The sequence below is a fragment of the Pseudomonas sp. BF-B-26 genome (assembly GCF_019956495.1).
Lineage (GTDB): Bacteria > Pseudomonadota > Gammaproteobacteria > Pseudomonadales > Pseudomonadaceae > Aquipseudomonas.
The window spans coordinates 13,053-38,335 of record NZ_JAHBDP010000104.1; the positions used below are offsets into that span (position 1 = coordinate 13,053).

A 25,283-nucleotide genomic window follows, 5' to 3' on the forward strand; every position below is an offset into this window, starting at 1 on the left:
TCGTGCGGAGAAGTCTATCGTCGCCGTGGCCATTAGTTTAGAAAAATCTGAACTAAGTATTTGCCCGTAGCGATTCTTCCCGACCACTACATTTCGCAGAATCGCCCCACAGCGGTGCCTGCGTCTCCCCGACCTGCGCAACCGACATAAATAAAACAACGACGATGAGGCCTTACCCGTGGACAAGATTCTTCACCAACCACTGGGCGGCAATGAAATGCCGCGCTTCGGCGGCATCGCCACCATGATGCGACTCCCCCATGTGCCAACCGCTGCCGGTCTGGATGCTGCCTTCGTTGGCGTCCCGCTGGACATCGGCACGTCCCTGCGACCAGGCACCCGTTTCGGGCCTCGCGAAATCCGCGCCGAATCGGTGATGATCCGCCCGTACAACATGGCCACCGGCGCTGCACCGTTCGACTCGCTGTCGGTTGCCGACATCGGTGACGTGGCGATCAACACGTTCAACCTGCTGGACGCCGTACGGATCATCGAAGAGTCCTACCACAAAATCCTCGAACACAATGTGATCCCCCTGACCCTCGGCGGCGACCACACCATCACCCTGCCCATCCTGCGTGCGATCCATAAGAAGCACGGCAAGGTCGGCCTGGTGCACATCGACGCTCACGCCGATGTGAACGATCACATGTTCGGCGAGAAAATCGCCCACGGCACCACTTTCCGTCGCGCTGTCGAAGAAGGCCTTCTGGATCCGGACCGCGTGGTGCAAATCGGTCTGCGCGCTCAGGGCTACACCGCTGATGACTTCAACTGGAGCCGCAACCAGGGCTTCCGTGTGGTTCAGGCCGAAGAGTGCTGGCACAAATCCCTGGCTCCGCTGATGGCCGAAGTTCGCGAGAAAGTCGGCGGCGGTCCGGTGTACCTGAGTTTCGACATCGACGGCATCGATCCAGCCTGGGCGCCAGGTACCGGCACCCCGGAAATCGGTGGTCTGACGACCATTCAGGCGATTGAAATCGTTCGCGGCTGCCAAGGCCTCGACCTGGTCGGCTGCGATCTGGTAGAAGTCTCGCCCGCTTACGACACCACCGGCAACACCTCGCTGCTGGCCGCCAACCTGCTGTACGAAATGCTCTGCGTACTGCCTGGCGTAGTCCACCGCTGAGGATTGGCCGTGAACGAACGTGATCAGGTACTCCAGGCCGCTGCCGATCTGGTAGCCGCCTTTGCCCGTAACGATCGCGAAGCTTACTTCGGTGCATTCAGCACCGACGCCAGCTTCGTGTTCTACACCCTCGAACAGCCCCTGCTGTCGCGCGATGCCTATCAGGCGTTGTGGGACACCTGGCGCTCGGAGGATGGCTTCGAAGTGCTTTCATGCACCTCGAGCAACGCCTTCGTCAGCCTGCAGGGTGACGTGGCGATTTTCATCCATGACGTGGCCACCGAGCTGCGCATGCAAGGGGAGCAACACTTCAGCCAGGAGCGCGAGACCATTGTGTTTCGCCGACAACAACAAGGCCTATGGCTGGCCTGCCACGAACATTTGTCCGCGATGCCGGAAGGGCTGCCAACCCCTTAGCCAAACAGGTGACGCTCACACACGATGAGCGCGCCTTTATGATCGGAGCTGATCATGAATAACAACAACAAAGACCAAAGCCTTACGCACATTGAAACCTACGGGGTCGAACAGATCCCGGACAGTGAACGCACCGCAGGTCCGACGGATTTGTTCCGGATGATCTTCGGTGGTTCCAACACGTTTGCCACCGCCGTGCTCGGCAGTTTCCCGGTCCTGTTCGGCCTGTCTTTTCAGGCGGGCGTCTGGGCGATTGTGCTGGGCGTGTTGCTGGGCTCGCTGATCCTTGCGCCAATGGGCCTGTTCGGCCCGATCAATGGCACCAATAACGCCGTGTCTTCCGGTGCGCACTTCGGCGTGCATGGGCGGATCGTCGGTTCGTTTCTGTCGCTGTTGACCGCCATCGCCTTCTTCTCGCTCTCGGTGTGGAGTTCGGGTGATGCGCTGATTGGTGGGGCCAAGCGCTTGATCGGTCTTCCGGAAACCGACCTGACCCTGGGCCTGGCCTACGGTCTGTTCGCGATCCTGGTGCTGACCGTTTGCATCTACGGCTTCCGCTTCCTGCTGTGGGTCAACAAGATCGCCGTGTGGAGCGCCAGCCTGTTGTTCCTGCTGGGCATCTTCGCCTTCGTCGGTCCGTTCGATGTGAACTACGCCGGCACCGTCAGCATGGGCCAACCCGGTTTCTGGGCCGCCTTCATCGGCGCGGCGCTGGTGGCGATGAGCAACCCGATTTCCTTCGGCGCGTTCCTCGGTGACTGGTCGCGTTACATCCCGCGTGACACCTCCAAGCGCCGCATCATGGCCGCCGTGGTGATCTCGCAGATCGCAACCTTCATCCCGTTCCTGTTCGGCCTCGCCACCGCCACCATCGTAGCGATCAAGGCGCCGGACTACATCGCGGCCAACAACTACGTCGGCGGCCTGCTGGCGGTTTCACCGAGCTGGTTCTTCCTGCCGGTGTGCCTGATCGCGGTGATCGGCGGCATGTCCACCGGCACCACCTCGCTCTACGGCACCGGGCTGGACATGTCCAGCGTGTTCCCACGGGTACTGTCGCGGGTCAAGGCCACGCTGCTGATCGGTGTGATGTCGATTGCCTTCATCTTCATCGGCCGTTTTGCAGCGAACCTGGTGCAGAGCGTATCGACCTTCGCCGTGCTGATCATCACCTGCACCACCCCGTGGATGGTGATCATGATCATCGGTCTGCTGGTGCGTCGCGGTTTCTACTGCCCGGATGACCTGCAAGTGTTCACCCGCGGCGAGAAAGGTGGTCGTTACTGGTTCACGCACGGCTGGAACTGGCGTGGTCTGGGTGCCTGGATTCCAAGTGCCGCGGTGGGCTTGTGCTTTGTGAACCTGCCTGGGCAGTTCGTGGGTCCGCTCGGTGAACTGGCCGGCGGCATCGACATCAGCCTGCCGGTCACCCTTGGCCTGGCGTCGCTGGTGTACCTGACGCTGTTGAGCCTGTTCCCGGAATCGGCCGCGGTGTTCGGTCCAAACGATGCTCGCAGCAAGGGCGCGGATTCGCTCGCTAAACCGGCGTTGCGCCAAGCCGCCTGATTCAACGCATTACCTGTGGGAGCGGGCTTGCTCGCGAAGACGGCAGCACATTCAACATTAAAGTGACTGACCGATTGCTTTCGTCGGAACGCCGCCCGGAGACAAGCCCGCTCCCACAGGGATTGATTTTTGCCTCAACATAAAAAAGACAATCGGAGACACGCCATCATGGCATTGGATTTATTCGTCGTACTCATCTACGCCGCCGCGATGCTGATACTCGGCTACTACGGCATGCGCAAGGCCAAGACCAACGAAGACTTTTTGGTCGCCGGTCGTAACCTCGGCCCAAGCCTGTACATGGGCACCATGGCCGCCACCGTTCTGGGCGGCGCGTCCACCGTCGGCACCGTGCGCCTGGGCTATGTCCATGGTATCTCTGGTTTCTGGTTATGCGCCGCCCTCGGTTGCGGAATCGTGGCGCTGAACCTGTTCCTCGCCAAACCGCTGCTGAAACTGAAGATCTACACCGTTACCCAGGTGCTGGAAAAACGCTACAACCCGATGGCCCGCTCGGCGAGCGCGGTGATCATGCTGGCGTATGCGCTGATGATCGGCGTGGTCTCGATCCTGGCCATTGGCACCGTGCTGCAAGTGCTGTTCGACCTGCCGTTCTGGTTGTCGGTGCTGGTCGGCGGTGGTGTGGTGGTGATTTATTCGGCGATCGGCGGCATGTGGTCCCTGACCCTGACCGACATCGTCCAGTTCGTGATCAAGACCGTGGGCCTGATGTTCATCCTGTTGCCAATCTGCCTGTACCGCGTCGGTGGTTGGGATGAGTTGGTGTTGAAACTGCCCGCAACCGCCTTCAGCTTCACCACGATTGGCTGGGACACCATCATCACCTACTTCATGATCTACTTCTTCGGGATCCTGATCGGCCAAGACATCTGGCAGCGTGTATTCACCGTCAAGAGCGCCAAAGTGGCTCAGGTCGCCGGTACATTCGCAGGCTTCTACTGCATCCTTTACGGACTGGCCTGCGCCCTGATCGGCATGGCCGCTCATGTGCTGATCCCGGATCTGGACAACGTCAACAACGCCTTCGCCGCCATCGTCAAACTGTCCCTGCCGGACGGTATCCGTGGCCTGGTGATTGCGGCTGCCCTGGCGGCCATGATGTCCACCGCCAGCGCCGGCCTGCTCGCCGCCGCCACCACCCTGACCGAAGACCTGCTGCCGAAACTGCGCGGCGGCAAACAGTCGACTCTGGGCATCAACCGCCTGTTCACCCTACTGACCGGCATCGTCGTACTCGGCATCGCTCTGGTCGTGAATGACGTGATCAGCGCCCTGACCCTGGCGTACAACCTGCTGGTGGGCGGCATGCTGATCCCGCTGATCGGTGCGATTTTCTGGAAACGTGCAAACACCGCCGGCGCTATCGCCAGCATGGGCATGGGCTTCGCCACAGCGTTGGTGTTCATGTTCAAAGACGGTCTGGATGCCAACACCCCGATCTACTACAGCCTCGGTGTGGGTCTGGTGAGTTTCGTGGTGGTCAGTTTGCTGTCCCCTCGTCCAGCAGCAGTGGCCAGCCCTGCCTAAGCTGAACATAACGACTTGATGCTTTCTTCGACGGGTGTGGCGTCGGTTGCCACACCCGTTTTTTTTCGTCTGGAGAAAACCTTTGATGAAGATTGTTTCTCGCGATCAGTGGTTTGAAGTGAAACAGCTCAGCGACGGTATTCGCCTGATTCACGAGCCTTACATCCGCCCCTTCTATCGCTGCAACCTCTGGCACATTCAGGGCCGCGACAAGGACTTGCTGCTCGACAGCGGTTCCGGGCTGGTTAGTCTGCGCGAGCAATTGCCGTGGATCACCGAGCGGCCGCTGGTCGCCGTGGCCAGCCATTGCCATTTCGACCACATCGCCGGGCATCACGAATTCCCCGAACGGCTGGTGCACCCGGCCGAAGCACAGATCCTCGCGTCACCGGACGGCGAGAACACGCTGAGCACGGCGTTTGTCGGCGACGAAATGTTCGAAGCGCACCCGGATTGCCCGTTGTGCTACGCCGAGTATCGGGTCAAAGCTGCCCCAGCCACCGGCCTGATCGAAGAAGGCGACGTGCTCGATCTGGGCAACCGCACGCTGCAAGTGCTGCACACACCGGGGCATTCACCCGGCGGAATCAGCCTGTACGAAGCGTCGACCGAGACCCTGTTCAGCGGCGACATCATCTACGACGGGCCGCTGATCGAAGATGCCTACCATTCCAACCTCGACGACTACGCCCGCAGCCTGCAGCGTTTGCGCGAGTTGCCGATCCGCACGGTGCATGGCGGGCATTTCGGGAGTTTTTCCGGGGAGCATTTGCGCACGATGATTGACGAATGGCAGCGCTTGCACGCCTGAGGCCTGCTGTACTCAGCCGACAACGCGAGCCTGGCGCAATTGGGATTGGACAAAGGAGATATCGAAGAGCTGATCTTCCATCTGGAAGATCAGCTGGGTTTGACGGCGTTTACGGCGGAGTAAGATCAGATGCTCAAGACCGCCAGGACGGCGAATGACTTGAGGCGGTTTTTGATCGAGATTGGGCGGCATTGAGACGGGTTGCCAACTACGGACTATTTGGCATCCGAAAACCTGTGGCGAGGGGATTTATCCCCGTTGGGCTGCGGAGCAGCCCCAAGACCATTCAACCGGGTTGTATCTGGCTGACCGCGTCAAGCTATTTACGACTGCTTCGCAGCCGAACGGGGATAAATCCCCTCGCCACAACAAGCCCGCTCGCCACAGACCTCGTGTCGGTAGTTACCGGCGACGCTGCTGGCGTCGGCGTTGTTCGTCGTCAGTGCGAATAGGCACAGGTTGCAGAGGCGGTTCGATCAAACCGAGTGCAACCCCCAGGTCGTGCAGCCAGTTTTGGATTTTCTCTTTCATGGTGCCCCCTTCAGGGTAGTGCCGAGTAGCCAAAAATTCTGTAGCCACTTCGCACTGATAATAGTCCGAAGTCCTACGCAATGCTCGCCCAAAGTCGCAATGATCTGTTACTGAATTGATCAAAATACCTGACCGATAGTTCAAGCTATCGCCTGAGCCTGACTCAGCGCCGACGGATAGACCGATTGTTGCTGCTCAAGCCAGGCGTTCAAGTTCGCCCCGACCATGCCTTTGCGCCACATCAGCCACGTGGTGGCACTGGCAAATGGCTCGGCCAACGGATGCACCGCCACGCTTTCGCGGCCCGGCAGACTGGCAAGCATCGACTCCGACATCAGCGCCACGCCTGAGCCGGCGATCACGCAGGCAAGCATCCCCGGATAAGACTCGATTTCCATCGCCCGGCCCATGGCCGCGTGGTAATGAGAGAACCAGGCTTCCAGGCGCATGCGGTAGGAACAACCCTGCCGAAACGTGAACACGGAGCGCCCTTCCACATCCAGTGCGCTGAGGATCGGCGGGTGATCGGCTTCGCTGATCAGCACCAGCCGTTCGTCGCACAACGGCACGCCGTCGAGCCCGGCCAGCTCCAGTGGACCGTCCACCAGCGCCGCATCGAGACGCCCGGTGAGCAAACCTTCAAGCAATTCGCCGCTTGGGCCGGACTGCACTTGCAGGTTCACCGCCGGATAAGTGCGGTGATAACGCGCCAACAACCCCGGCAGATGAATCGCCGCCGTGCTGTACATGGTGCCGAGCACGAAGTCCCCGGCCGGTTGCCCGCCCTGCACCGCCGCCTGAGCTTCATCGCGCAGATTGAACAGCTTGGCGGTGTAGTCCAACAGGACTTTTCCTGCAGGCGACAACTGCAAACGCTGACGTTCACGCACGAACAGTTCTACACCAAGTTGCTCTTCCAGCTGTTTAAGCCGGGTCGACAGGTTCGAGGGCACCCGGTGCAGGCGTTCGGCAGCGCGGGTAATGGAACCCTCCTGCGCTACTGCCTGGAAAATCCGCAATTGGCTGAATTCCACGCCATTCTCCAAATCAGAACAAGTTACTCACTATTATTCATTTTAAAAGAAAGTCAATCAGTCCTAGCCTGACGGTCATTGATCCTCTGCTGGAATTCAGACCATGTCCCCTCTGATTCGCTTACTCGCCAGTTTCATCGCCCTGATGATGGCCATGGGCATCGGGCGTTTCGCCCTCACGCCGCAGTTGCCGCACCTGCTCAGCGAAGGTCAGATCGACCTGACTGCCGCCGGTCTGATTGCCGCGGCCAACTACCTCGGCTACTTCGTCGGTGCGGTGGACGCGATGTTCTCTCGCCGCCCCGAGCAAGTGCGCCGGCGTTTGCTGGGCGGTTTATGGCTCTGTGTATTGCTGACGTTGGCCTCGTTCTGGGCAAACGGGTTTTGGTCCCATCTGGTGCTGCGGTTCGGCACCGGCGTGGCCAGCGCCTGGGTGTTGGTGATGATCACTGCGTTGAGCCAGCCACTGGCCGCGGCGGCCGGTCGCCCACGGCTTGGCGCCCTGGTATTTGCCGGACCGGGTCTGGGGATTTTTCTGACGGGCTTGTTGGCCTTGGGATCGAACCTGCTGGGGCAGACTTCTGCAGCCTTGTGGCTGGTGTATGCCGGCGTCGGGCTGGCGATGCTGCTGGGGATTCTGCCGTTCCTGCCGCAACCGGCCACGACCGTGGCCGCCGCCCCCAGCGTCGCTGGCTCGGGCAATCATGGCATCAGCCGTTTAGGTGTGGTCTATGGGTTGTACGGTTTAGGCTACATCATTCCGGCCACTTTCCTCTCGCAAATGGCCAACGCGCAGTTCCATGGCCAATGGCAGGCCGATCTGTTCTGGCCTTGCTTCGGACTTGCTTCGGCCATCGGGGTGGTGCTGGTGAGTCTGCGTCGACAACACCCGCATGGCACTCGTTATTGGCTGATGGCGACGTTGTGGCTGCAAGCCGCCGGGGTCTTCGCCTGCTTGTTGGGCAGTGGCCCAGGACTGGCCTTGGGCGTGATCCTTTGCGGCACGCCGTTCCTGGCCTGCATGCAGCTGGTGATGCAACGCTCCCGGGAACTGGCGCCCCACACCACCCAGCGCAACGCCGGGCTGCTGACGGCATGCTTTGCCGTGGGCCAGCTCAGCGGGCCGTTGCTGGCGGCGTTGAGCAGCCATTTCAGCGGTGGTTTGCAGCCCGCGCTGGTGTTCGCCGGCAGTGGTTTGATTGTCGCTGGCGGTCTGTTATTGCGCCCGGTCAGCTCTGTCCAAGGGCTTTGCGCAAGCGACGGCGCACCCACTGCTCAGCGCTGACAAAGGTGATGCCCAACAACACCAGCACCGCGCCGACAACGAAGTTGAAGCTCAGCTTTTCGCCCAGCAGCAGCACACCGAACGTGACGCCGAACAGCGGCGTCATGAACGAAAACACCGCCAGGTTCGCCGCCAGGTAACGGCGCAACAGCCAGAACCAGGTCAGGTAACTGAAGAACGACACCACCAATCCCTGGAACAACACACTGGCCACCGCCACGGTGGTCAGGCTGACGTGGGTGACCTGGCCGCTGAGGATCGCAATCAGCAACAGGCCAACGAAACCGACAATCAATTGATAGAACAGCGTTAGCGTCACCGGCGCTTCCGACAGGCGCGAAGCGCGCACCACCACCGTGGTCGCCCCCCATGACGCGCCAGCCAGCACGCCCAGCGCATCGCCCATCAACATGCGGTGATCGAGGTTGTCCCACGAGACCCCACCGGCAAAGGCGATGGCAATCCCGACGAAGGCGAGGAAAATCCCCAACCACTGGACCGGCCTTAAACGCTCACTCGGCAACAACCAATGAACGCCCAATGCGGTGAAGATCGGCGCGGTGTAAAGGAACACCGACATGTGCGCGGCCGTAGTCAGTTGCAGGCCTTCGGAAATGAAGAAGAACTCCAGGCCAAAAAGCGCGCCGGCCAGTAGTCCACCGCGCCAGGTGTTGCCCACTTGATCCCAACCGCCCTTCCAGCAGATCAACAATCCTACGAGCAACGCGGAAATACCCGAGCGCCCGGCGGCCTGCATGACCGGCGCAATGTCTGGCGCCGCCCACTTGATCATCACCTGTTGAATACCCCAGATCAGGCACAGCCCAATCATCACTTGCAGGGCAAACCCATCGGCGCTGCGCCGGGTGGCGCTCACCGTGATACCTCGACAACACAATCCATGGCAGAAACTCGGCAGCTGCTACAAGAGTTTGACCGGTATTACGCTCAGCTCAGCTCAGCTCAGCTCAGTTCAATGCGATCGGCGTGAATGACGATCTGGCCGTTCTTGTACAACGCACCAATGGCCTTTTTGAAGTTGCCCTTGCTCACGCCAAACATACTGCTGATCACCGTCGGGTCGCTCTTGTCGCTGACCGGCAGGCTGCCATTGTTGTCGCGCAACTTGGCGAGAATCTTCGAGTTCAGGCTGGTGGCGGCTTCTTCGCCTACCGGTTGCAGGCTCAGACTGATCTTGCCGTCGGCACGGACTTCTTTGATAAAGCCCTTCTCTTCTTTACCGGCGCGCATGAACTTGAAGATTTCGTTCTTGTGGATCAGCCCCCAATGCTTGTTGTTGATGATCGCCTTGAAGCCCATATCGGTGGCTTCGGCAACCAGCAAATCAACTTCCTGGCCAGGGGTGTAGTTGGCCGGGGTCTTGTCGAGGTAGCGGTCCAGACGCGCCGTCGCGGTGATGCGGCGGGTGTGCTTGTCGAGGTAGACGTGCACCACGACATACTCGCCGGCGGTCATCTGACGCTTTTCTTCGGAGTACGGCAGCAACAGATCCTTCGGCAAACCCCAATCCAGGAAAACACCGATGCTATTGACTTCAACGACTTTTAAACTGGCGAATTCACCGACTTGAACTTTCGGTTTTTCGGTAGTTGCGATGAGTTTGTCATCGCTGTCCAGATAAACAAAAACGTTGAGCCAGTCTTCATCTTCGCTGGGAATATCTTTGGGAATATAACGATTAGGCAGGAGGATTTCGCCATCCGCGCCACCGTCCAGATATAAACCGAAGTTAGTGTGTTTAACCACTTGCAAACTGTTGTAGCGCCCGACTAAAGCCATTTCCAATACCCTCATTGCGTGGGCGGCATTCTACCCGGTTTTGCGGGCCGCGTTCGCTGACCAGCCCGGTGGCGCAAGAAAATCCTTTGAAGGGCTTAATTTTCCTGGGCTTTACCGCACGCGCCAGGCCGCTCGTCAGGCCGTTCTGGAGGTTTCCGCGCCTGCCCGCCAAGCAAAAAACGGTAATTTTTCACGATCGTTCTTAGTTAAAACAGCAGCTTAGAGACCAATTCAGAATAATAACTTGTGATTAATTCTTCATCTGCCCTGTGTATTTCGGGGGGATATTTACCAAGCAATTGTCAAGTATTTCCTGTACGATGCCTGGCCAAGTTAATTTTCTATAGGTTAATGGCCGCCATGCGTGTAAAAGCATCCAACAGCAAAGCAAAGCCAGCTCCAGCCGTTGAAACCAGCGAATCGATCAACAACCAGATTGCTGCGTTCCTCAAGTCCGGCGGAGAGATCCAGCAAATTGCCAAAGGCGTCAGCGGCCAGACGTTCGGCCCGTCCAAGCAGATCACTCTGGGCAAGAAGTAACTTCCCCAAGATCCGCCGCGTCACCTGGTCCCTAAGCGCTTTGAGCTTCGAAGCGCTTGGACTGGAACCCTCCTCGCAACACCCCCGCAAAACACCAATATTTCAAAAATCGACGAACGGCCCTCGATGCCGATCATTCGCCGGTATGCTTACACACGTCTAGATCAAGCGTTTCAGTAGGTTTTTAGTGCCTGCACCTCGCGGTCATGGAGTGACGCATGCTCAAACCCTCCCATTTACTGCTCGGCACCCTGCTGTCGTGTTCGGTCGCCAATGCGCAAATCTTTCAGCGTGAACTGGGCGACTTCGATCTCAAACTCGGCACCACCCCCAGCCGCAGCATGGCCCAAGGGCTGGTCAAACCTTCCAGCACCGGCTCGTTCCACGGTGGGCTCGACCTGAGTCACGACAGCGGTTTTTACGTGGGCCAATGGGCACCGAGCATGGGTTTAACGCCAGGGGCCAACCTTGAAGTCGACTCCTACATGGGCTTTAAACAACCTTTCGATAATACCCTCGGGTACGAAGTCGGCATGATCCGTTACAGCTACCCGAAAGTAGACACCCTCGACAGCCAGGAGCTTTTCGGTGGCCTGACCTTTCTGGACAGCCGTTTCGGCGCAGCCTTCAGCAACGACCCCGACAAACAGAACAGCACCGTATTCGCCGACCTCGGTGGCAATCAGCCGTTTGGCATCGGGATCAGCATGAAATACACCACCCACCAGCTCAACGCGCCGGTGTCCGTCGACGGTGGGTATGTAGGCAGTTTCACTGACTGGTCAGTGAAACTTTCCCGCCCGTTCATGGGCGTCGATCTGGACCTGATCTACAGTGACTCCAGCTTGAGCGGCAACAGTTGTTCCGCCTATTCCGGACACAACAGCCAATGCGACGGGTTGGTCACCCTCAAGGCCGAACGCGCCTTTTACTGATCGGCTGAACTGCGAGGCTCATCCTGCGTTCACATAAAGAAGCCCATTAAAAAAGCCAGGCCTTCGCAAAGGATTCGCCCATGTCGCGCTGGTTGAAGTGTCTCGCCGTCATTATCACCCTCAGTCTCGCCCTCGGTGCGTGCAGCCGCGTGGGCCTGGCCTATCGCAACCTCGACGTGATCATTCCGTGGACGCTCAGCGACTACCTGAACATGAACGGCGAGCAAAAAGATTGGTTTAATGAGCGCCTCAAAGAGCACCTGAGCTGGCACTGCACCACGCAATTGCCGGGCTACCTAGACTGGCTGGATCGCTTGAAAGTCATGGTCGAGACCAACCAGGTCACCGACGCCGCACTGCAAACCCGCACCCAGGAAGCCAAACAGGCCATCGCCCAGACCGCAAAGGAAATCACCCCATCGGCCATTGAGCTGTTACAGGGGCTGGATGACAAGCAAGTCGCGGAAATGAACGAGGCCTTCGCCAAGGACCAGCGCAAACGCCAGGAGCAATACCTCAAACCGTCTCTCGATCAACAGATCAAGGCGCGCAGCCAGCGCATGGAAAAACGTCTGAATGATTGGCTCGGCCCGCTAAGCGCAACTCAGCAGCTGCGTGTTGTCGCGTGGTCAAACGCCTTGGGTGACCAGAACTCGCAATGGATCGCCAACCGCGTCCATTGGCAGAAACAGTTCAGTGCGGCAGTTGCGCAGCGCCAGAGTCCAGAATTCCCACAGCAAATCGAGACACTTCTGGTCAATCGCGAGAGTTTGTGGACGTCTGACTATCGCCAGGCCTACGCCAACACCGAAGCCCAGGCCCGCGCATTATTTGTGGACTTGATGGCCGAAAGCACGCCGGAACAGCGCCAGCGGTTGCTGAAGAAAATCGAAGGGGTGCGCAAGGACTTCAACGATTTGAAGTGCCTGAAGGCAGCAAAACAAAGTTAAGCGCTACACAACTCCCACAGGGGATATGCGCGTCTTCAGGCAATCTGTGCCCTCGATGCGATTTCATCAAACCTCACCTCATCCAGCGCATCTTCCTGCTCATCCAACACCTGCCGCGGATGGTCATTCCCCGGAATGCTGCTGTCGATCAAGCTCAATAAACTCGAGCCCCGAGGCGTCAAAATGTAGTTCTCGCCATTGCCACCCTGATCTTCTGGCCGAGGCTCGATATAGCCCCGTAACAACAGTAACTTTTCGTACTCACCAGCTACCGTTTTCAGGTGATCCAGGTTCTCAAACGGCTCACCTTTCGACGCTTTCTCCGCCGCATACTGCTCGGCGTAGGGTCGTGGGGTGAACGTATGGCCAGCGCCGTTCTGCACTTCATGCAGCAAGCGTTCAATCAAATCCCAGTTATAAGTCGTCATCCTGATTCAACCTCCGGTGCCCGCCAGTGAGATGGCCTTCATAGGTTGTGACCGGTGCGGTTCGTAGCCGTTCAGCTGAGGTTTTGAACAGCACCGACCGGCGGTATGTCGAATTGGGCGTAGGCCAAACGACTAGGCTGTGTAAGTCCCCTCCCAGCACCCCGCAGGAGAATCCCAATGAACATTCAGAATCATCCCGTCGTCTCCCGAGAAGAATGGCTCGCCGCCCGTAAACAACACCTGGCCCACGAAAAAGCCTTCACCAAAGAACGAGACAAACTCAGCGCCGAACGCCGCGCCCTGCCCTGGGTGAAAATCGACAAGGACTACCGTTTCCAGGGCCCGAACGGCGAACTCAAACTGGCTGACCTGTTCGGCGGCCGTAGCCAGTTGGTCATCTACCACTTCATGTTTGGCAAAGGCTGGGACGAAGGCTGCTCTGGCTGCTCGTTCCTGTCCGATCACATTGACGGCGCCAACCAACACCTGGCCCATCATGACGTCGCCGTGGTAGCGGTTTCCCACGCACCGTTCGCCGAATTCCAAGCCTTCAAACGACGCATGGGCTGGAAATTCGATTGGGTGTCGTCAGAAGGTAGCGATTTCAATTACGACTTCGGCGTTTCGGCCCGAGCAGAAGACGTCACCGCCGGTAAAGCCACCTACAACTACGAAAAATCCGACGGCGCCGAAGAAGAACTCCCCGGCCTCAGCGTGTTTTATCGCAATGAAGCTGGAGAGATTTTTCACACCTATTCCACTTATGCCCGAGGTCTGGACATGTTGGTTGGCGCTTACAACTACCTCGACCTCACGCCTAAGGGCCGTAATGAAGAGGAAATCATGGAGTGGGTGAGGCATCACGACCGGTATGAGGACAAGGCAGCGGCCAACTGCTGCCATGGAGGGTAGACGGCACAGCCATCGGGGGCTTGGTCCGGGCTGGACACAGTCCCCATGGACACCACAAATCCCCTGTGGGGGGAGCCTGCTCGCGATGACTGGCTAACATTCAACATTGATATCAACTGATACACCGCTATCGCGAGCAGGCTCGCTCCCACGAGGTTGCGTGATGTTCTGTAGGTTGCGGCCGGTTGACTGACCGCAACAGGGGCAAATGCCCTACAACAACCTCGGAAACAGGCACCTTGCACCGCTGGAACGATGAAGCTTATAGTCCGCCGGTCGCCCAAAAAGCGACCGGGTTTGGCGACCCGACCACAGAGAGTCCTCATCAATGACAAGAGGCTCCACCCATGGATAGATACATGCCCCTCACCGGAATCGACCTGATACCGGCTTCCCTGCTCATCGACACCCAAGCGCCGCTCGACGTCCTTCAAGCCATGGCCGACTACCGCATTCGCACTGTCACTCAGGTCCTGGAAAACATCGCCTTCCGCGCAGAAATCGGCTGCGACACAGTCGTGCTATCCGACTTCTCAAAATTGCTCGCCATCCCGTTGCGGGACGGTTGTGATTTGATGGGTGTGATCGGTCGGCGGTTGCGGGCGCAAGGCGCGAAGTGAATGAAAACGGGCGACCTGTTGAGTCGCCCGTTTCATATTGTGAGCAATAGACAAATCCCTTTCACACAGAAGGTACGCTCGTCACGGGAATACGCTGCTGAGGTTGGGTCACATCGTAAACATGCTGCTCACAACGCTCACCCACAAAGTGGAACGCAACCAGATACACCTTGCTTCGTTCTGGAGCAAAAAAGGAGCAAAAAAAGAAAAAAGGGGACACCCATTGGCCTTGACTTGAGACCGGCTAATGGCTGTCCCCTTTTGGGGACAAGGGGACAGATTTATTTAATTGCCGCTGAACCACACCGGTGGCGAGGGAGTTTGCTCCTGCTCGACTGCGCAGCAGCCGCAAAACCGGTTATTGCGATTACCGGATCCGCCGCATCTGTGGGATGTCTAGCGCGAAGGAATATCCCTGATGTCGGACACGATATATTTCGGCAGGGTACGGATATAGAAAGGCTCCACGTCGGAATTATCCTTGTGAGTCAGCGCCGCCACCATCGTCTTCATATTGCGAAGCTGGCCAAGTGCACCGCCAGGCTGCAGCCCCTCGCGAGCATGGGAGAAATGCAAGACTTCGGCGCCGGCCTTTTTGACCTTGACCTGATAACTGAAATCGACACTGGCAAGGATCGTATTGTCGTCGACGATGACCGACACCAATCCGCCATTGGAGTTGCCGATCCGGCGCTTGTAGACGGTGTTCACATCCAGCAGGTAGTCGGCACTTTCCTTGCTCGCTGCATAGCGATTAGCGCTCGACAATTGATTGATCAGCTCAACGCTGAGCTGCTCGCGCAACGTGTCTTGCGGCAGAAACCGCTCATTCTTGCCGATCAGTTCAACGTCGAAGGTATCGATCCAGTAGGTAGCGGTCGCCGGGATCTGAACCGGCGAGGGGGAGATGTAGTAATCCGGCTTCGAGGCGCAGCCCGACAAAAATAAGATTGCCAACAGTAAAGCCAACACACGCATGTCAATTCGTCCTTGTGGAAGGTTATGTTAATTTAAGAGCGATATTTTACGAGATTGGGGGGGATGCTCAAGTTATTTAAGGAAAAAAAGGGGGGGTTACTGCTTTGGCTCAAATAAATTCAAAAAAAAAGGGGACAGACCACATTTAAATCGAAGTAGTGTGCTCCTGCCCCAAAGAAAAACGTGGTCTGTCCCCGTTTGCCAATTAAAACTCACAACGTCCAATGTGACGCAACCACAACTCACGCAATCGCTTAAACATTAAAAAACTTCGTGCCTAAGCAAACTAAAACCCGCCTTCCTTTTTAGAATCTCCATTAGCTCAAGAGAACGGCCCGTTGCATTGACATAGAGCAGAAACGGGTAATCAGAAAACTCTTGCTCCACCGGCTCGCCATCATAAGGATCAATATTATTTTTCAGAACAAAGTGCTCCGAACTATTATCACCATAAAGGTAATAAACACCTCCATGATAAGTACTATCTCTTTCCTCAAAAAGAATTCCAGCAAGCGCCTCTATCTGTGCCTTTGCCGAGACCAAGTTCAAACATTCCACACCGTACAAATCATAAGTCATCATTTTGGCATCACTATGCTTGGTGCACGGCTTGTAGCTGCCGCCGACGATTCATAAATCATGAAGTTAACTTCACGCCCGGCTTGCGAGCTTAGATTGCTAGCTAAGTCCCGTAATCCGAGAGCTTGTAGATCTCTTGCACTCAATGGTCCAGTACATGTCCCTCCACTTCTAAGTCCTATCCCTATAGATTGAGCACGCTGCAACAGCTCTGGGCTTGCCAGTGCCACATCAAAGTCACTAACTCTTCCTGCATCAAATGCCTGCCCTGATTTAAAACTTCTTCCTGTTACCGCGCTTCCTTGAAGTATGGGCTCCACATTTCCATAACCTGCACGTGACAATCCTTCCCGCATATTCGTACCAAAACGTAAAAAGTCATCTGCACTTGAAAAACCGCTAGGAATTACTGTGCCTTTTACACCTGCAGCCAGAGGCAAAAGCTCGGCGGTATAGCTCAGTGCCATCCCAACAATAAGGTAAGGACATCATCCTCGACAGTGGTGGGGCGATTGTTTTTGAAGGGGTGACTGACATGATCTTCCTGACTGATCACCTTCTTGCTCTTGCTATACGAGTGCTGCTCATCCGCCGCCGAGGCCAGGGTCAAGTCGCCGACAGCGCTCATGCTCACATCGCGTTTGGCGTCGATCTGGCTGGCGATAGCGGTGATATCCCGTCCAGCATTGACCTTCAGGTCCTGCCCGACATCAATGTCTGAGCCATATTGGGTAATGGTCTGATTGCGGTGCAGACCCTGCTCGCCGCTGACGATCTGTTCAGCGGAAGTGAGGTTGACGTCGCGACCGGCAGTGATCGTGGTGTCAGCCCCGCTTTTCAGCACGCCGCCAACGTTGTTGATATCGCGTCCGGCGTTGAGGGTGAGCGAGTTGCCGGCTTCGATGCGGGCGGCGTTGTCGACGAAGTCGGTGCGCTCGCTGCGATAGCCGCTGCTGCTTTCGTGGGTGGTGACGGTGCGTTCGTTGATCACGTCGCCCCGGGTGGCGGTCAGCGTGACGTCACGGCCGGCGATGATGCCGCCGGCCTTGTTGACGATGTTGTTGCCGGCTTTCAGGTCGAGGCGATTGCCGGCTTCCACCAGGCCGCTGTTGACCAGGTCGTTGGTGGCGGTGGCCGACAGGTTGTTGGAGGCGCGCAAGGTGCCGGCGTTGTTCAGGTCTTTGCCGGCGATCAGGGTTACGTCGCTGCCCTGGATCAGGGCGCCGTTGGCGGCCAGGCGATTGTTGGCGTTGGCCAGGTACAGCACTGGCACCAGCACTTGTTCGCCGTTCACCTCGGCGTTTTCCATCCAGACAATGTCGTGGGTCAGGGCCGCGGCTTGCTCGGAGGTCAGGCTGACGCCCAGCGACAGGTTGAGTTCTGTTTTTGCTGGCGATGGCGTTGTTCATCAGGTATCTGAACAAGCCTTCGTCGCTGGTCTGGCCATCGATGAAACGCTGGCAAAGGCAAAGCTGAAGATTGCGATATTGACTACGCCGGCCCAGCAAATGCACTCAACACCGCGCAAAGTAAAGGTCCTACGCCAACCTCGGAATCAGGCACCTTGCACCGTTGGAACGATGAAGTTTATAGCCCGCCCGTCGTCCACATGGCGACCGGGTTTGGCGACCTGATTAACGAGTGCGAGCGCCGTCTGCTTATTTGCAGGCGCCTCCGCATCCGCAAAACTGCTTTTTATGGCAGTTGTGCGCGGGAGACCTTCGGGTCTGCCGGTTACTCGTTTCCGGTTCGCCAACCTGCGTACAGCTGCCACCCCATTTCGTTTGGCGACGATCTGCTGGCAGTCTCAGCAAACTAAACGAGGCTTCAACTATGGATAGATACATGCCCCTCACCGGAATCGACCTGATCCCGGCTTCTCTGGTTATTGATACTCAAGCGCCGCTCGACGTCCTGCAAGCAATGGCGGATTACCGTATTCGCACGGTCACGCAGGTGTTGGAAAATATTGCCTTTCGCGCAGAAATCGGCTGCGACACGGTGGTGCTGTCGGACTTTTCCAAACTGCTGGTCATTCCGTTGCGTGATGGTTGTGATTTGATGGATGTAATTGGTCGGCGGCTGCGGGCGCAGGTTGCGGAGTGAATGAAAACGGGCGACTTTTTTGGGTCGCCCGTTTCATGTTGTGAGCAATAGATAAATCCCTTTCACACAGCAGGTATGCTCGCCACGGGAATACGCTGCTGAGGTTGGGTGACATCGTAAACATGCTGCTCACAGCGCTCACCTACAAACTGGAACTCAACCAGATAGACCTTGCTTCGCTCTGGCGTAAAGATGCTTTTCAGCGGACCGCAACTATAGGAACCCCCAGCGCCCCTGCCATTCGAATATCCCGACACCTCGAAAGGCTTGTCGGCATCGGCCTGTACTTCCAACTGCGGGAAGCGTTTAACAGTGGCGCTATTGGCCACTTCGTTGAGTTTGGCGATCCAGCCGAACACCTTGCCCTGGCCGGAATCCACCACGGTCCCAAGCACCTCCATACGCTGGTCAGGATCTGCTGCACGCCTGATCGCGAACTCTACCGGAGAAGTGTTACCCGACGCTTTCATGATGACCTTGGCGTGCTGCGCATCGACAGCTACCGTATTTTGGTGCAGTTGGATACCGTCTTTCAGCAAACTGGGGGACGAGTCCCTGACGTTGGAATGGCAGCCTGACAATGTGAAAATCAGGATTAGTATTGGCAGTGGGATTCTTTTCACTTCTAGATATCCTTATTAAATGTATGCCCGGTGGAAAACGAAGTGGAAAGATTTGTTTTCCTGCGATGCCAAATAAAATAAACCCGCTTCTACCTTCCCTCTCACGAGTCGTACCTTAGCCTTGACTGAAGGCCGGTTAACGGCGTCCCTTTTCCATTTCTATTTCTTCAGGAAGCCCACTCCGTTTTATCAGGAAAATGACCTTCCCGCCAAAGACGCACTAACTTCGTTGCGGCTCTTTTTGACCACGCTCCATTTTTATCCAGAGGGCACTCTTTCAGCACACGAATAGATTCGCCATCTTTATCCATCTGAATGAATCCAACATCCAAGTTCCGGCCAAACGTGTATTCAACATACTCTTCAGTTTCTGCGACCTTATCCATCTCTATATAAAAGGCCATATAACCCTTCTCAGTTACCTAATAGACTTGGGCATCTCCAAAAAAATAGACATATTTATTTCCTGACCAGCACATCGGCCAAACAAATAAATCCGCCCCCATTCCTGCAGTCCCCATTCCTTAACTAGATCCAATTAAGTTCTATGCTACACGAGCCTCCTCTTGGATCTATTTGAGAAGTTATAGACCCCCAAGCAAATTCATAAGCCACCAAGATTTCATTCTTTTTCTGAGGATCACCAAGCAAATTTTTCAGAAAATTGTCATGTTTTTTCTTGAGTTGCTCGAGGTCACGCCCATGTTCATTTTCCAGCGCAAAGCCGAACATTTTCAGACTATCTTTGAAAAAATTGAAAGTTACATTAACCTCATGCCCAAGAATAAAATGAAGCCGACTGGATCGCAGCACCCAACCATTGCCCATATCTATATCATGATCAAACTTCACTCCCTGATTGATAACAGCAATGACGGACACATCCTTCCTAATCACTATGCAATCATCAAGATAAATACAACCATCTTTAAGATCTTTTAATTCCGACATAGTGCTACCTCTTAAATGGAATTGAATACAATGGGATCAAGACATTTTCAAGGCCTCTGCATCAAAACAAATGAACCCACCACTTTCATCCCATGAAGACTATACGTTTTTTTCCCGCCTCCATTATGCCCTCCTGAATATAGATCAGAAGGCCCAAACTTTATTCAGGATGGGACACCAAACAAACCCGCTCTTTTTCGCTCACTTACTACCTAACAATAGTGCGCCTACTGCATCTATTGAAATCTCATCTAATTGTAGCGACAACAAATTAGCCAACGAATAGCCCATCTTTTCAAATATCTGCTCATTTGAAGAAACGTCTCCAAAGGCTGCATAGCATATCTCAATCAGTCCAGGACCAACGTCCAAACCATCAGAAAAAGCGCGTTTCAAGCCTGCAACTGAAGCATTGGCGTACATGGTAGGCAAACCAACATTAATTGTTTCGAAATTACTAATTAAAGAATCCTGATACACCTTACTAGCACAAGCCTGCTTTGTGACTTTAATACTAATCATGGAGCCATACGACGGAAAGTAACGCAAACCCAATAAGCCATATATTGTACGCCCCCCTCTAGGGAGCATGACTTCAAGAACCAAGGAGCGTTCCACGGAATTATTAAATCGAACATTTGAAAAAGGTAAAACACTTTCTTCAACATCGAAAAGACCGCAGAAAGCCACATGAGGCTCGTTACACCAAATCCGAAGCTCCCCTAATTGCCCAACGCGACCACTCATCATTACTGACGACTCCAAAACTTCAACCAATTTGGATTAAAAGAGCCAGGCTCAATAGCGTTGATTGCATTAATAACATCTGGATGATAAACACTATACGGAGACACCTGATACTTATTCAGCGCTCCTTGGTGTGCCTTACTATAATCAAATCCTCGCATCATCATTGTAGACTCCGACAACTCATGAATATAGAAGCTCGCATCTGCACCGTCTATTGGTCGCCCCTCGGCCAAAGCAGACCGCAATCTACTAATCATCAGATCATTTTCAGGCACGGATCCAAACTGCGCCAGATGAGTTTCAACAATACTTAAACCTTTATCTGAAATATTGACTTGTCGGTCCGTCAACTTGCCAAGCGCTCCTCCACCCTCCGCTCCCTCAAGGAAAGCACCAGTACCGCCTTGAAAGAACCCCTTTGCCCCCGCACCAACCTCGCCCAGCTTCCCAACCCGCCCAGCCGGCAACAGGTTAATTGCCATTTCCGCATCATATTTGGCTCTAACTGCCGCGCTAGCGGCCGTGTTGCCCTGCAGTTCATACAGAGAGGCCAATATCTCTACATCGTTCTTGTTATCACGATAGCTGTTGAACAGCCTATCGGGGCTCGCCATAGACAACAAGAGACCATTTGCGATCTGGCTTGTTGTATCCGCCGGTTTGTTGAGAAGGCTGCTGCCCAGCGCCCAGAAATTGGTCGCTATGCCCGTAGCCGCGTTCCAGTACCCCTGTGGCGAGCCGGTGAGAACACCCATCGAGAAATCACCGAAACCCTCACGAAAATTCAGATTCTTTTCATAAAAATCCTTGTTGCGGAAGTCTTCAACTTTTGGGATGTAGTTGAAATTCGGATTCAGATAATCGCCGTACAGCCGATTATCCGCATACGCCTCAGGGTGGTTAACACGGTAATTTTGAAGCAGACGAGCCGTTTCGTTTGGCGTGTAGGTCTTTTTGTCACTGAACACAGGGACATCTTCGTTGACCGTCGCAGTGACATCGTAGCTATCCGCCAATGGGGCTAATGCAATACCCAAATACTTGAGGGTCATGTCATCAGGAGCCGTCGCCTTGGCGTCAATGACCGTACGCCAGCCCGCATCGGTGTAGTAAACCAATGCCCTGGCCAAGCGCGTTTCCGCCTCGGCTTCGGTAATCCCTGCGTCTTTGGCCAATGCTTGTGCTTGAGCCTTAATCAGCGGAATTTCTGCCGGGTGCATCTGACGGTTGAACTGCTCAACATTGGCAGCAATAGCGGCACCGCTCATCTGTGCAACCGAACCACCGCCTCCGGCTGCCGCCCCCAGTCCTGCGGCGATCAAAGTCCCGAATGCATCCCGGCTTGCCACGCCGATACCGTAACCTTTCAGCACCTCATCCAACGCCGGCATGATTGCTGCCGACGCGCCTGCGCTAAGGGCACCGTTTACTACCGAGCCACTCGATAAGCCTTGTACGGCACCGGCCAGGCTGTGCAACAAGACACGTGCAGAGCCACCTTCAGCCCACGCCGCTTGCAGGGCCGTGTCCTTGTTACGTATTGCGTCCGCCAGTTGTTGATCGGCGTAGTTGCCTATCGTTCTGAAGGTATCCGCCGCTGTGGTATTGGCGACAACGCCTATCGCCGTCGCACCGCTTACACTCCCCAAACCGGCGGCTATCACGCCAGCGGCGATATCCGCCATAAAGCGTTTGTCGCCGCCTGCTCGCCAACTGTCGAACTCATTGATTGCAGCCTGACGTTCCTCCTCAGTCGTCGCGGATTTGATTTTGTCACTGGCTGCTTGCTGCTGAGCATTGGCTACTTTGTTGATGATGTTTTTGGACAGTGCGACCGTGCTCTGGATTAGATCAATCCGCTCCTGAATCGCTTTTTCATCAGGTTTGTCCAGCGTCTGATTGGCGTTTGCGGTATCGCGATTCAGTCCAACCAGATCATTCGCACCCTCAGCGTTGCGCACGATGATGGTGCCTTCGCTGACAGCACTGCGGGTGCTGCTGTGGTCCGAATCGTTCAGTGACAGCGGAACGCTGCCGCCCACGCTTGAGCCGGCGTTGCTGCCGTAGGAAGCCGAAAAGCCTGCCGACTGGGCGCTGATGTCGCTGGTATTTTTGATGTCACTGACGATCAGACGATCAGTGCTGAGCAGGTTCTTGTCGGCAGACGCCTCACTGGCAATCACCGCACCTTGCAAGGTGGTGTTTTTACCGACGGTGATGTCGTAACCGCCCTTGCCGGCGAACAAACCGCTCTGGTCTGTTACAGCCTTGTACTCACTGTTCATGTTGCCAGCGGCCAGGCTTCCAGACACGGCCACGGTTGAGCCGTAGCAGAACGGCGGAATACAGATGCTGCCACCGAAACCGGCACTGCCCTGTTTGCTCTTCTGGGACTCGGTGTCCTGGCGCGAGGTGATGGTGAGGTTGCCGTCAATCAACGCGTTGATGCTGTCGGCCCGTACCTGAGCGCCAGCCAGGGTCGTGTCCTGCCCACTGTGAAGGGATAGAGAACCGGTATCCAGGGTCGTGTTGACTTGGGTAACGGAGCTACCGGTCCCCATGCTCTTGGCGATGGACGCTCCCAGGTCAAGGGTGAATCCATTCTGCTCGCCGAGGTTGAAGCTGGCGCCAATGGCCGTTTTGTTGTTGCTGTTGTTATTGGCCCAGTTGGCGGTGTTCTGCGCGCTTTCCAGGGTGATGTTGTTTTTAGCCAGCAATACGGTGTCGGCGGCTTTCAAGCTGCTGCCAATCACATGAATATCACCCACCGTTCCCGGCGCACCGCCATCGGCGATGATCAATAAGTTTTTGCCTGCATTGAGCGTGCTTTGCTTGGCAGTCTGACTGGTGTACTCGCTGGTGCTTTTGCTGTGGGTATTCGCCAGTTCGGTGCCAATCTTGATCAGGGACCCATTACTGGCAGTGCCCTGCTTTTTCCCATAATCCGAGCCGGCGCCTTCGGCGTCGCCGCCCATACCTCCCAGATCGTTGAACGCCATTGCCGCTTGAGCCAGCTTCACCGCTTTGAGTCGGGGGTCATCTGCGTTATTGGCCGCTTTTACTGAACTGCGAATCGTATTGACCGTATCGACGATCGTGCCGCCAATGACCCGCCCCACCGCCAAACTGCTGCTCTTGTCGGTACTGCTCTGGCTCGCGCTTTCCATCCCGGCAGCGATGGTCACCTTGGAACCGATCAGACTCATGTTCTTGGTGCTGACGAGGTCACTGGCGATCACGCTCAGTTCACGGCCACTGGTGAGACTGACGTTCCCCTCGCTGGAGCCAATAGTGCTACCAGTCAAAGTGGTTTGCGCGGACTTACCGGTATGGTTCTGTCTGCTGACCGACAGGTGCTGGTTGCCGGTGATGTCATCAACACCCAGGTTATTGGCGGTCAGTATGCCGCTCAGATCACGATTTTTTTCCTTATGGAATTCGTCACGAGTGAAGGTGTTTTCTGCCGCATTGATAGTCAGGTCGCGACCGACCTGTACGGTCAGATCCTGGGTACTGACCAGGGATGAGCCGGTGATAGTGGCGTCACGATTGGCCACCACATTCACAGTGTTACCCGAGATGACGCTACCGACAGCGGTGGTTTGGGTTTCTGTCAGCTTGTCCTGCATCTTGCTCGACTTGAAACCGCCCCAACTGCTTTTACTGGAGCTGCTCTCATGACGGGCACTATTCGAATCAGTGACTGCAACGATCTGCACATCATTGCCGGCCACCAGTTGCACACCGCCTTTATCGGCCGCGATCTCGCTGCCTTTTATCAGCATGTCATTGCCGGCCAGCAGCGTACTGTTGCCGCCGGAGGTCACTGCGCTTGCGATGTTGGTGTTGCTGGCCACCTCGTCGAGTCGACTCTTCTTGCCCGAGGAGCTTTTCTTGGTTTTGCTGTAGAAGCTGTAATCGCTGTCTTCTGCACTCTGGAGCGTGAGGTTATTGGCCGCAAACAAATAGGCCTCATCCCCCGCACTCACCCGGCTGGCAATCAGGTCCAGATCCTTGCCTGCACTCAGGGTAATGTTGCCCCCCGCATTAACAGTGGTGGACACCTGACTGACATGATCGTCCTGACTGGTCACCTTCTTGCTCTTGCTATACGAATGCTGCTCATCCGCCGCCGAGGCCAGGGTCAAGTCGCCGACAGCGCTCATGCTCACATCGCGTTTGGCGTCGATCTGGCTGGCGATAGCGGTGATATCCCGTCCAGCATTGACCTTCAGGTCCTGCCCGACATCAATGTCTGAGCCATATTGGGTGATGGTCTGATCCCGGTGCAGCCCCTGCTCGCCGCTGACGATCTGTTCAGCGGAAGTGAGGTTGACGTCGCGACCGGCAGTGATCGTGGTGTCAGCCCCGCTTTTCAGCACGCCGCCAACGTTGTTGATATCGCGTCCGGCGTTGAGGGTGAGCGAGTTGCCGGCTTCGATGCGGGCGGCGTTGTCGACGAAGTCGGTGCGCTCGCTGCGATAGCCGCTGCTGCTTTCGTGGGTGGTGACGGTGCGTTCGTTGATCACGTCGCCCCGGGTGGCGGTCAGCGTGACGTCACGGCCGGCGATGATGCCGCCGGCCTTGTTGACGATGTTGTTGCCGGCTTTCAGGTCGAGGCGATTGCCGGCTTCCACCAGGCCGCTGTTGACCAGGTCGTTGGTGGCGGTGGCCGACAGGTTGTTGGAGGCGCGCAAGGTGCCGGCGTTGTTCAGGTCTTTGCCGGCGATCAGGGTCACGTCGCTGCCCTGGATCAGGGCGCCGTTGGCGGCCAGGCGATTGTTGGCGTT

Annotated in this window: 25 protein-coding genes and 2 pseudogenes; 13 read left to right on the plus strand and 14 right to left on the minus strand. The window is 56.2% G+C overall.

The genetic code is table 11. The features are described 5' to 3' along the window. Positions 1-178 precede the first annotated feature (178 nt). The 6 genes and pseudogenes from speB to KGB03_RS24100 form a co-directional block, all read left to right on the plus strand. Entirely contained in the window at positions 179-1,129 is a 951-nt protein-coding gene (gene speB, locus KGB03_RS24075; protein ID WP_008153224.1) for an agmatinase, read from the plus strand. 9 nt (positions 1,130-1,138) lie between these two features. Further along, the gene (locus KGB03_RS24080) at positions 1,139-1,546 is read left to right on the plus strand and encodes a YybH family protein (RefSeq protein ID WP_008153222.1); all 408 of its coding nucleotides are present in this window, start codon (positions 1,139-1,141) and stop codon (positions 1,544-1,546) included. A 54-nt stretch (positions 1,547-1,600) separates the two neighbouring features. Beyond that, a complete protein-coding gene (locus tag KGB03_RS24085) occupies positions 1,601-3,112 on the plus strand; it encodes a purine-cytosine permease family protein (protein ID WP_111452686.1) in 1,512 nt (503 codons plus the stop codon). Between the two features lie 168 nt (positions 3,113-3,280). Then, positions 3,281-4,660 carry a sodium:solute symporter gene (locus tag KGB03_RS24090; protein WP_008153218.1) on the plus strand — a complete coding sequence of 460 codons (1,380 nt, stop codon included), beginning with the start codon at positions 3,281-3,283 and terminating at the stop codon, positions 4,658-4,660. A gap of 85 nt (positions 4,661-4,745) precedes the next feature. Beyond that, positions 4,746-5,471, plus strand: a complete 726-nt coding sequence (locus KGB03_RS24095) for an MBL fold metallo-hydrolase (RefSeq protein ID WP_223529487.1) — start codon at positions 4,746-4,748, stop codon at positions 5,469-5,471. An 18-nt stretch (positions 5,472-5,489) separates the two neighbouring features. Then, positions 5,490-5,666: pseudogene (locus KGB03_RS24100) on the plus strand (acyl carrier protein); the annotation flags it as partial. 207 nt (positions 5,667-5,873) lie between these two features. Here KGB03_RS24100 and KGB03_RS31135 read toward each other — a convergent pair. Then, positions 5,874-6,002: a PA1414 family protein gene (locus tag KGB03_RS31135; RefSeq protein ID WP_007914492.1), complete on the minus strand. Its 129-nt coding sequence runs from the start codon at positions 6,000-6,002 to the stop codon at positions 5,874-5,876. A 140-nt stretch (positions 6,003-6,142) separates the two neighbouring features. After that, positions 6,143-7,036, minus strand: a complete 894-nt coding sequence (gene ptrR, locus KGB03_RS24105) for a putrescine utilization regulator PtrR (protein ID WP_218536443.1) — start codon at positions 7,034-7,036, stop codon at positions 6,143-6,145. A gap of 103 nt (positions 7,037-7,139) precedes the next feature. Between ptrR and KGB03_RS24110 the strand changes: the two genes are divergently transcribed. Further along, positions 7,140-8,321 (plus strand): MFS transporter, encoded by a 1,182-nt coding sequence (locus KGB03_RS24110; protein ID WP_223529489.1) that lies wholly within the window; start codon positions 7,140-7,142, stop codon positions 8,319-8,321. Here the strand turns inward: KGB03_RS24110 and KGB03_RS24115 are convergent. Beyond that, positions 8,266-9,198: a DMT family transporter gene (locus tag KGB03_RS24115; RefSeq protein ID WP_192406687.1), complete on the minus strand. Its 933-nt coding sequence runs from the start codon at positions 9,196-9,198 to the stop codon at positions 8,266-8,268. The two genes, KGB03_RS24110 and KGB03_RS24115, sit on opposite strands and share 56 nt — an antisense overlap. 86 nt (positions 9,199-9,284) lie before the next feature. Further along, complete coding sequence (locus KGB03_RS24120; RefSeq protein ID WP_008153208.1) at positions 9,285-10,121, minus strand: S1 RNA-binding domain-containing protein; 837 nt, start codon at positions 10,119-10,121, stop codon at positions 9,285-9,287. Positions 10,122-10,472: 351 nt separating this feature from the next. Between KGB03_RS24120 and KGB03_RS24125 the strand changes: the two genes are divergently transcribed. The 3 genes from KGB03_RS24125 (at position 10,473) to KGB03_RS24135 (ending at position 12,546) form a co-directional block, all read left to right on the plus strand. After that, positions 10,473-10,661 (plus strand): hypothetical protein, encoded by a 189-nt coding sequence (locus KGB03_RS24125; RefSeq protein WP_017337097.1) that lies wholly within the window; start codon positions 10,473-10,475, stop codon positions 10,659-10,661. Between the two features lie 218 nt (positions 10,662-10,879). After that, positions 10,880-11,596 (plus strand): TorF family putative porin, encoded by a 717-nt coding sequence (locus tag KGB03_RS24130; RefSeq protein WP_218536441.1) that lies wholly within the window; start codon positions 10,880-10,882, stop codon positions 11,594-11,596. Positions 11,597-11,676: 80 nt separating this feature from the next. After that, entirely contained in the window at positions 11,677-12,546 is an 870-nt protein-coding gene (locus KGB03_RS24135; RefSeq protein WP_218536440.1) for a DUF6279 family lipoprotein, read from the plus strand. 35 nt (positions 12,547-12,581) lie between these two features. On the opposite strand, the gene KGB03_RS24140 is transcribed toward KGB03_RS24135, so the two are convergent. Continuing rightward, positions 12,582-12,974, minus strand: coding sequence for a transcriptional regulator (locus KGB03_RS24140; RefSeq protein ID WP_074874388.1), 393 nt, complete (start codon positions 12,972-12,974; stop codon positions 12,582-12,584). A gap of 177 nt (positions 12,975-13,151) precedes the next feature. Between KGB03_RS24140 and KGB03_RS24145 the strand changes: the two genes are divergently transcribed. Next, positions 13,152-13,886: a DUF899 domain-containing protein gene (locus KGB03_RS24145; RefSeq protein WP_218536439.1), complete on the plus strand. Its 735-nt coding sequence runs from the start codon at positions 13,152-13,154 to the stop codon at positions 13,884-13,886. Between the two features lie 347 nt (positions 13,887-14,233). After that, complete coding sequence (locus KGB03_RS24150) at positions 14,234-14,506, plus strand: hypothetical protein (RefSeq protein ID WP_111452677.1); 273 nt, start codon at positions 14,234-14,236, stop codon at positions 14,504-14,506. Positions 14,507-14,902: 396 nt separating this feature from the next. On the opposite strand, the gene KGB03_RS24155 is transcribed toward KGB03_RS24150, so the two are convergent. The 4 genes and pseudogenes from KGB03_RS24155 to KGB03_RS24170 form a co-directional block, all read right to left on the minus strand. After that, positions 14,903-15,484 carry a hypothetical protein gene (locus KGB03_RS24155; RefSeq protein ID WP_223529491.1) on the minus strand — a complete coding sequence of 194 codons (582 nt, stop codon included), beginning with the start codon at positions 15,482-15,484 and terminating at the stop codon, positions 14,903-14,905. A 261-nt stretch (positions 15,485-15,745) separates the two neighbouring features. Then, positions 15,746-16,066: a hypothetical protein gene (locus KGB03_RS24160; protein WP_218536437.1), complete on the minus strand. Its 321-nt coding sequence runs from the start codon at positions 16,064-16,066 to the stop codon at positions 15,746-15,748. After that, positions 16,063-16,530: a hypothetical protein gene (locus tag KGB03_RS24165; protein WP_223529493.1), complete on the minus strand. Its 468-nt coding sequence runs from the start codon at positions 16,528-16,530 to the stop codon at positions 16,063-16,065. Before KGB03_RS24165 ends, KGB03_RS24160 begins: the two co-directional genes overlap by 4 nt. A gap of 62 nt (positions 16,531-16,592) precedes the next feature. Next, positions 16,593-17,523 (minus strand): annotated as a pseudogene (locus tag KGB03_RS24170) (hemagglutinin repeat-containing protein); the annotation flags it as partial. Positions 17,524-17,896: 373 nt separating this feature from the next. Here KGB03_RS24170 and KGB03_RS24175 point away from each other — a divergent pair. Beyond that, positions 17,897-18,169: a hypothetical protein gene (locus KGB03_RS24175; RefSeq protein WP_223529495.1), complete on the plus strand. Its 273-nt coding sequence runs from the start codon at positions 17,897-17,899 to the stop codon at positions 18,167-18,169. A 62-nt stretch (positions 18,170-18,231) separates the two neighbouring features. On the opposite strand, the gene KGB03_RS24180 is transcribed toward KGB03_RS24175, so the two are convergent. The 5 genes from KGB03_RS24180 to KGB03_RS24200 all read right to left on the minus strand — a co-directional run. Next, positions 18,232-18,792, minus strand: coding sequence for a hypothetical protein (locus KGB03_RS24180; protein WP_223529497.1), 561 nt, complete (start codon positions 18,790-18,792; stop codon positions 18,232-18,234). Positions 18,793-18,959: 167 nt separating this feature from the next. Next, positions 18,960-19,196, minus strand: a complete 237-nt coding sequence (locus KGB03_RS24185) for a hypothetical protein (RefSeq protein WP_223529499.1) — start codon at positions 19,194-19,196, stop codon at positions 18,960-18,962. 124 nt (positions 19,197-19,320) lie between these two features. Beyond that, positions 19,321-19,743, minus strand: a complete 423-nt coding sequence (locus tag KGB03_RS24190) for a hypothetical protein (protein ID WP_223529501.1) — start codon at positions 19,741-19,743, stop codon at positions 19,321-19,323. A 201-nt stretch (positions 19,744-19,944) separates the two neighbouring features. Further along, entirely contained in the window at positions 19,945-20,493 is a 549-nt protein-coding gene (locus KGB03_RS24195) for a hypothetical protein (RefSeq protein WP_223529503.1), read from the minus strand. Then, on the minus strand, positions 20,493-25,283 hold a 4,791-nt coding region (locus KGB03_RS24200; RefSeq protein ID WP_223529505.1), incomplete at its 5' end, for a hemagglutinin repeat-containing protein. The genes KGB03_RS24200 and KGB03_RS24195, both read right to left, overlap by 1 nt.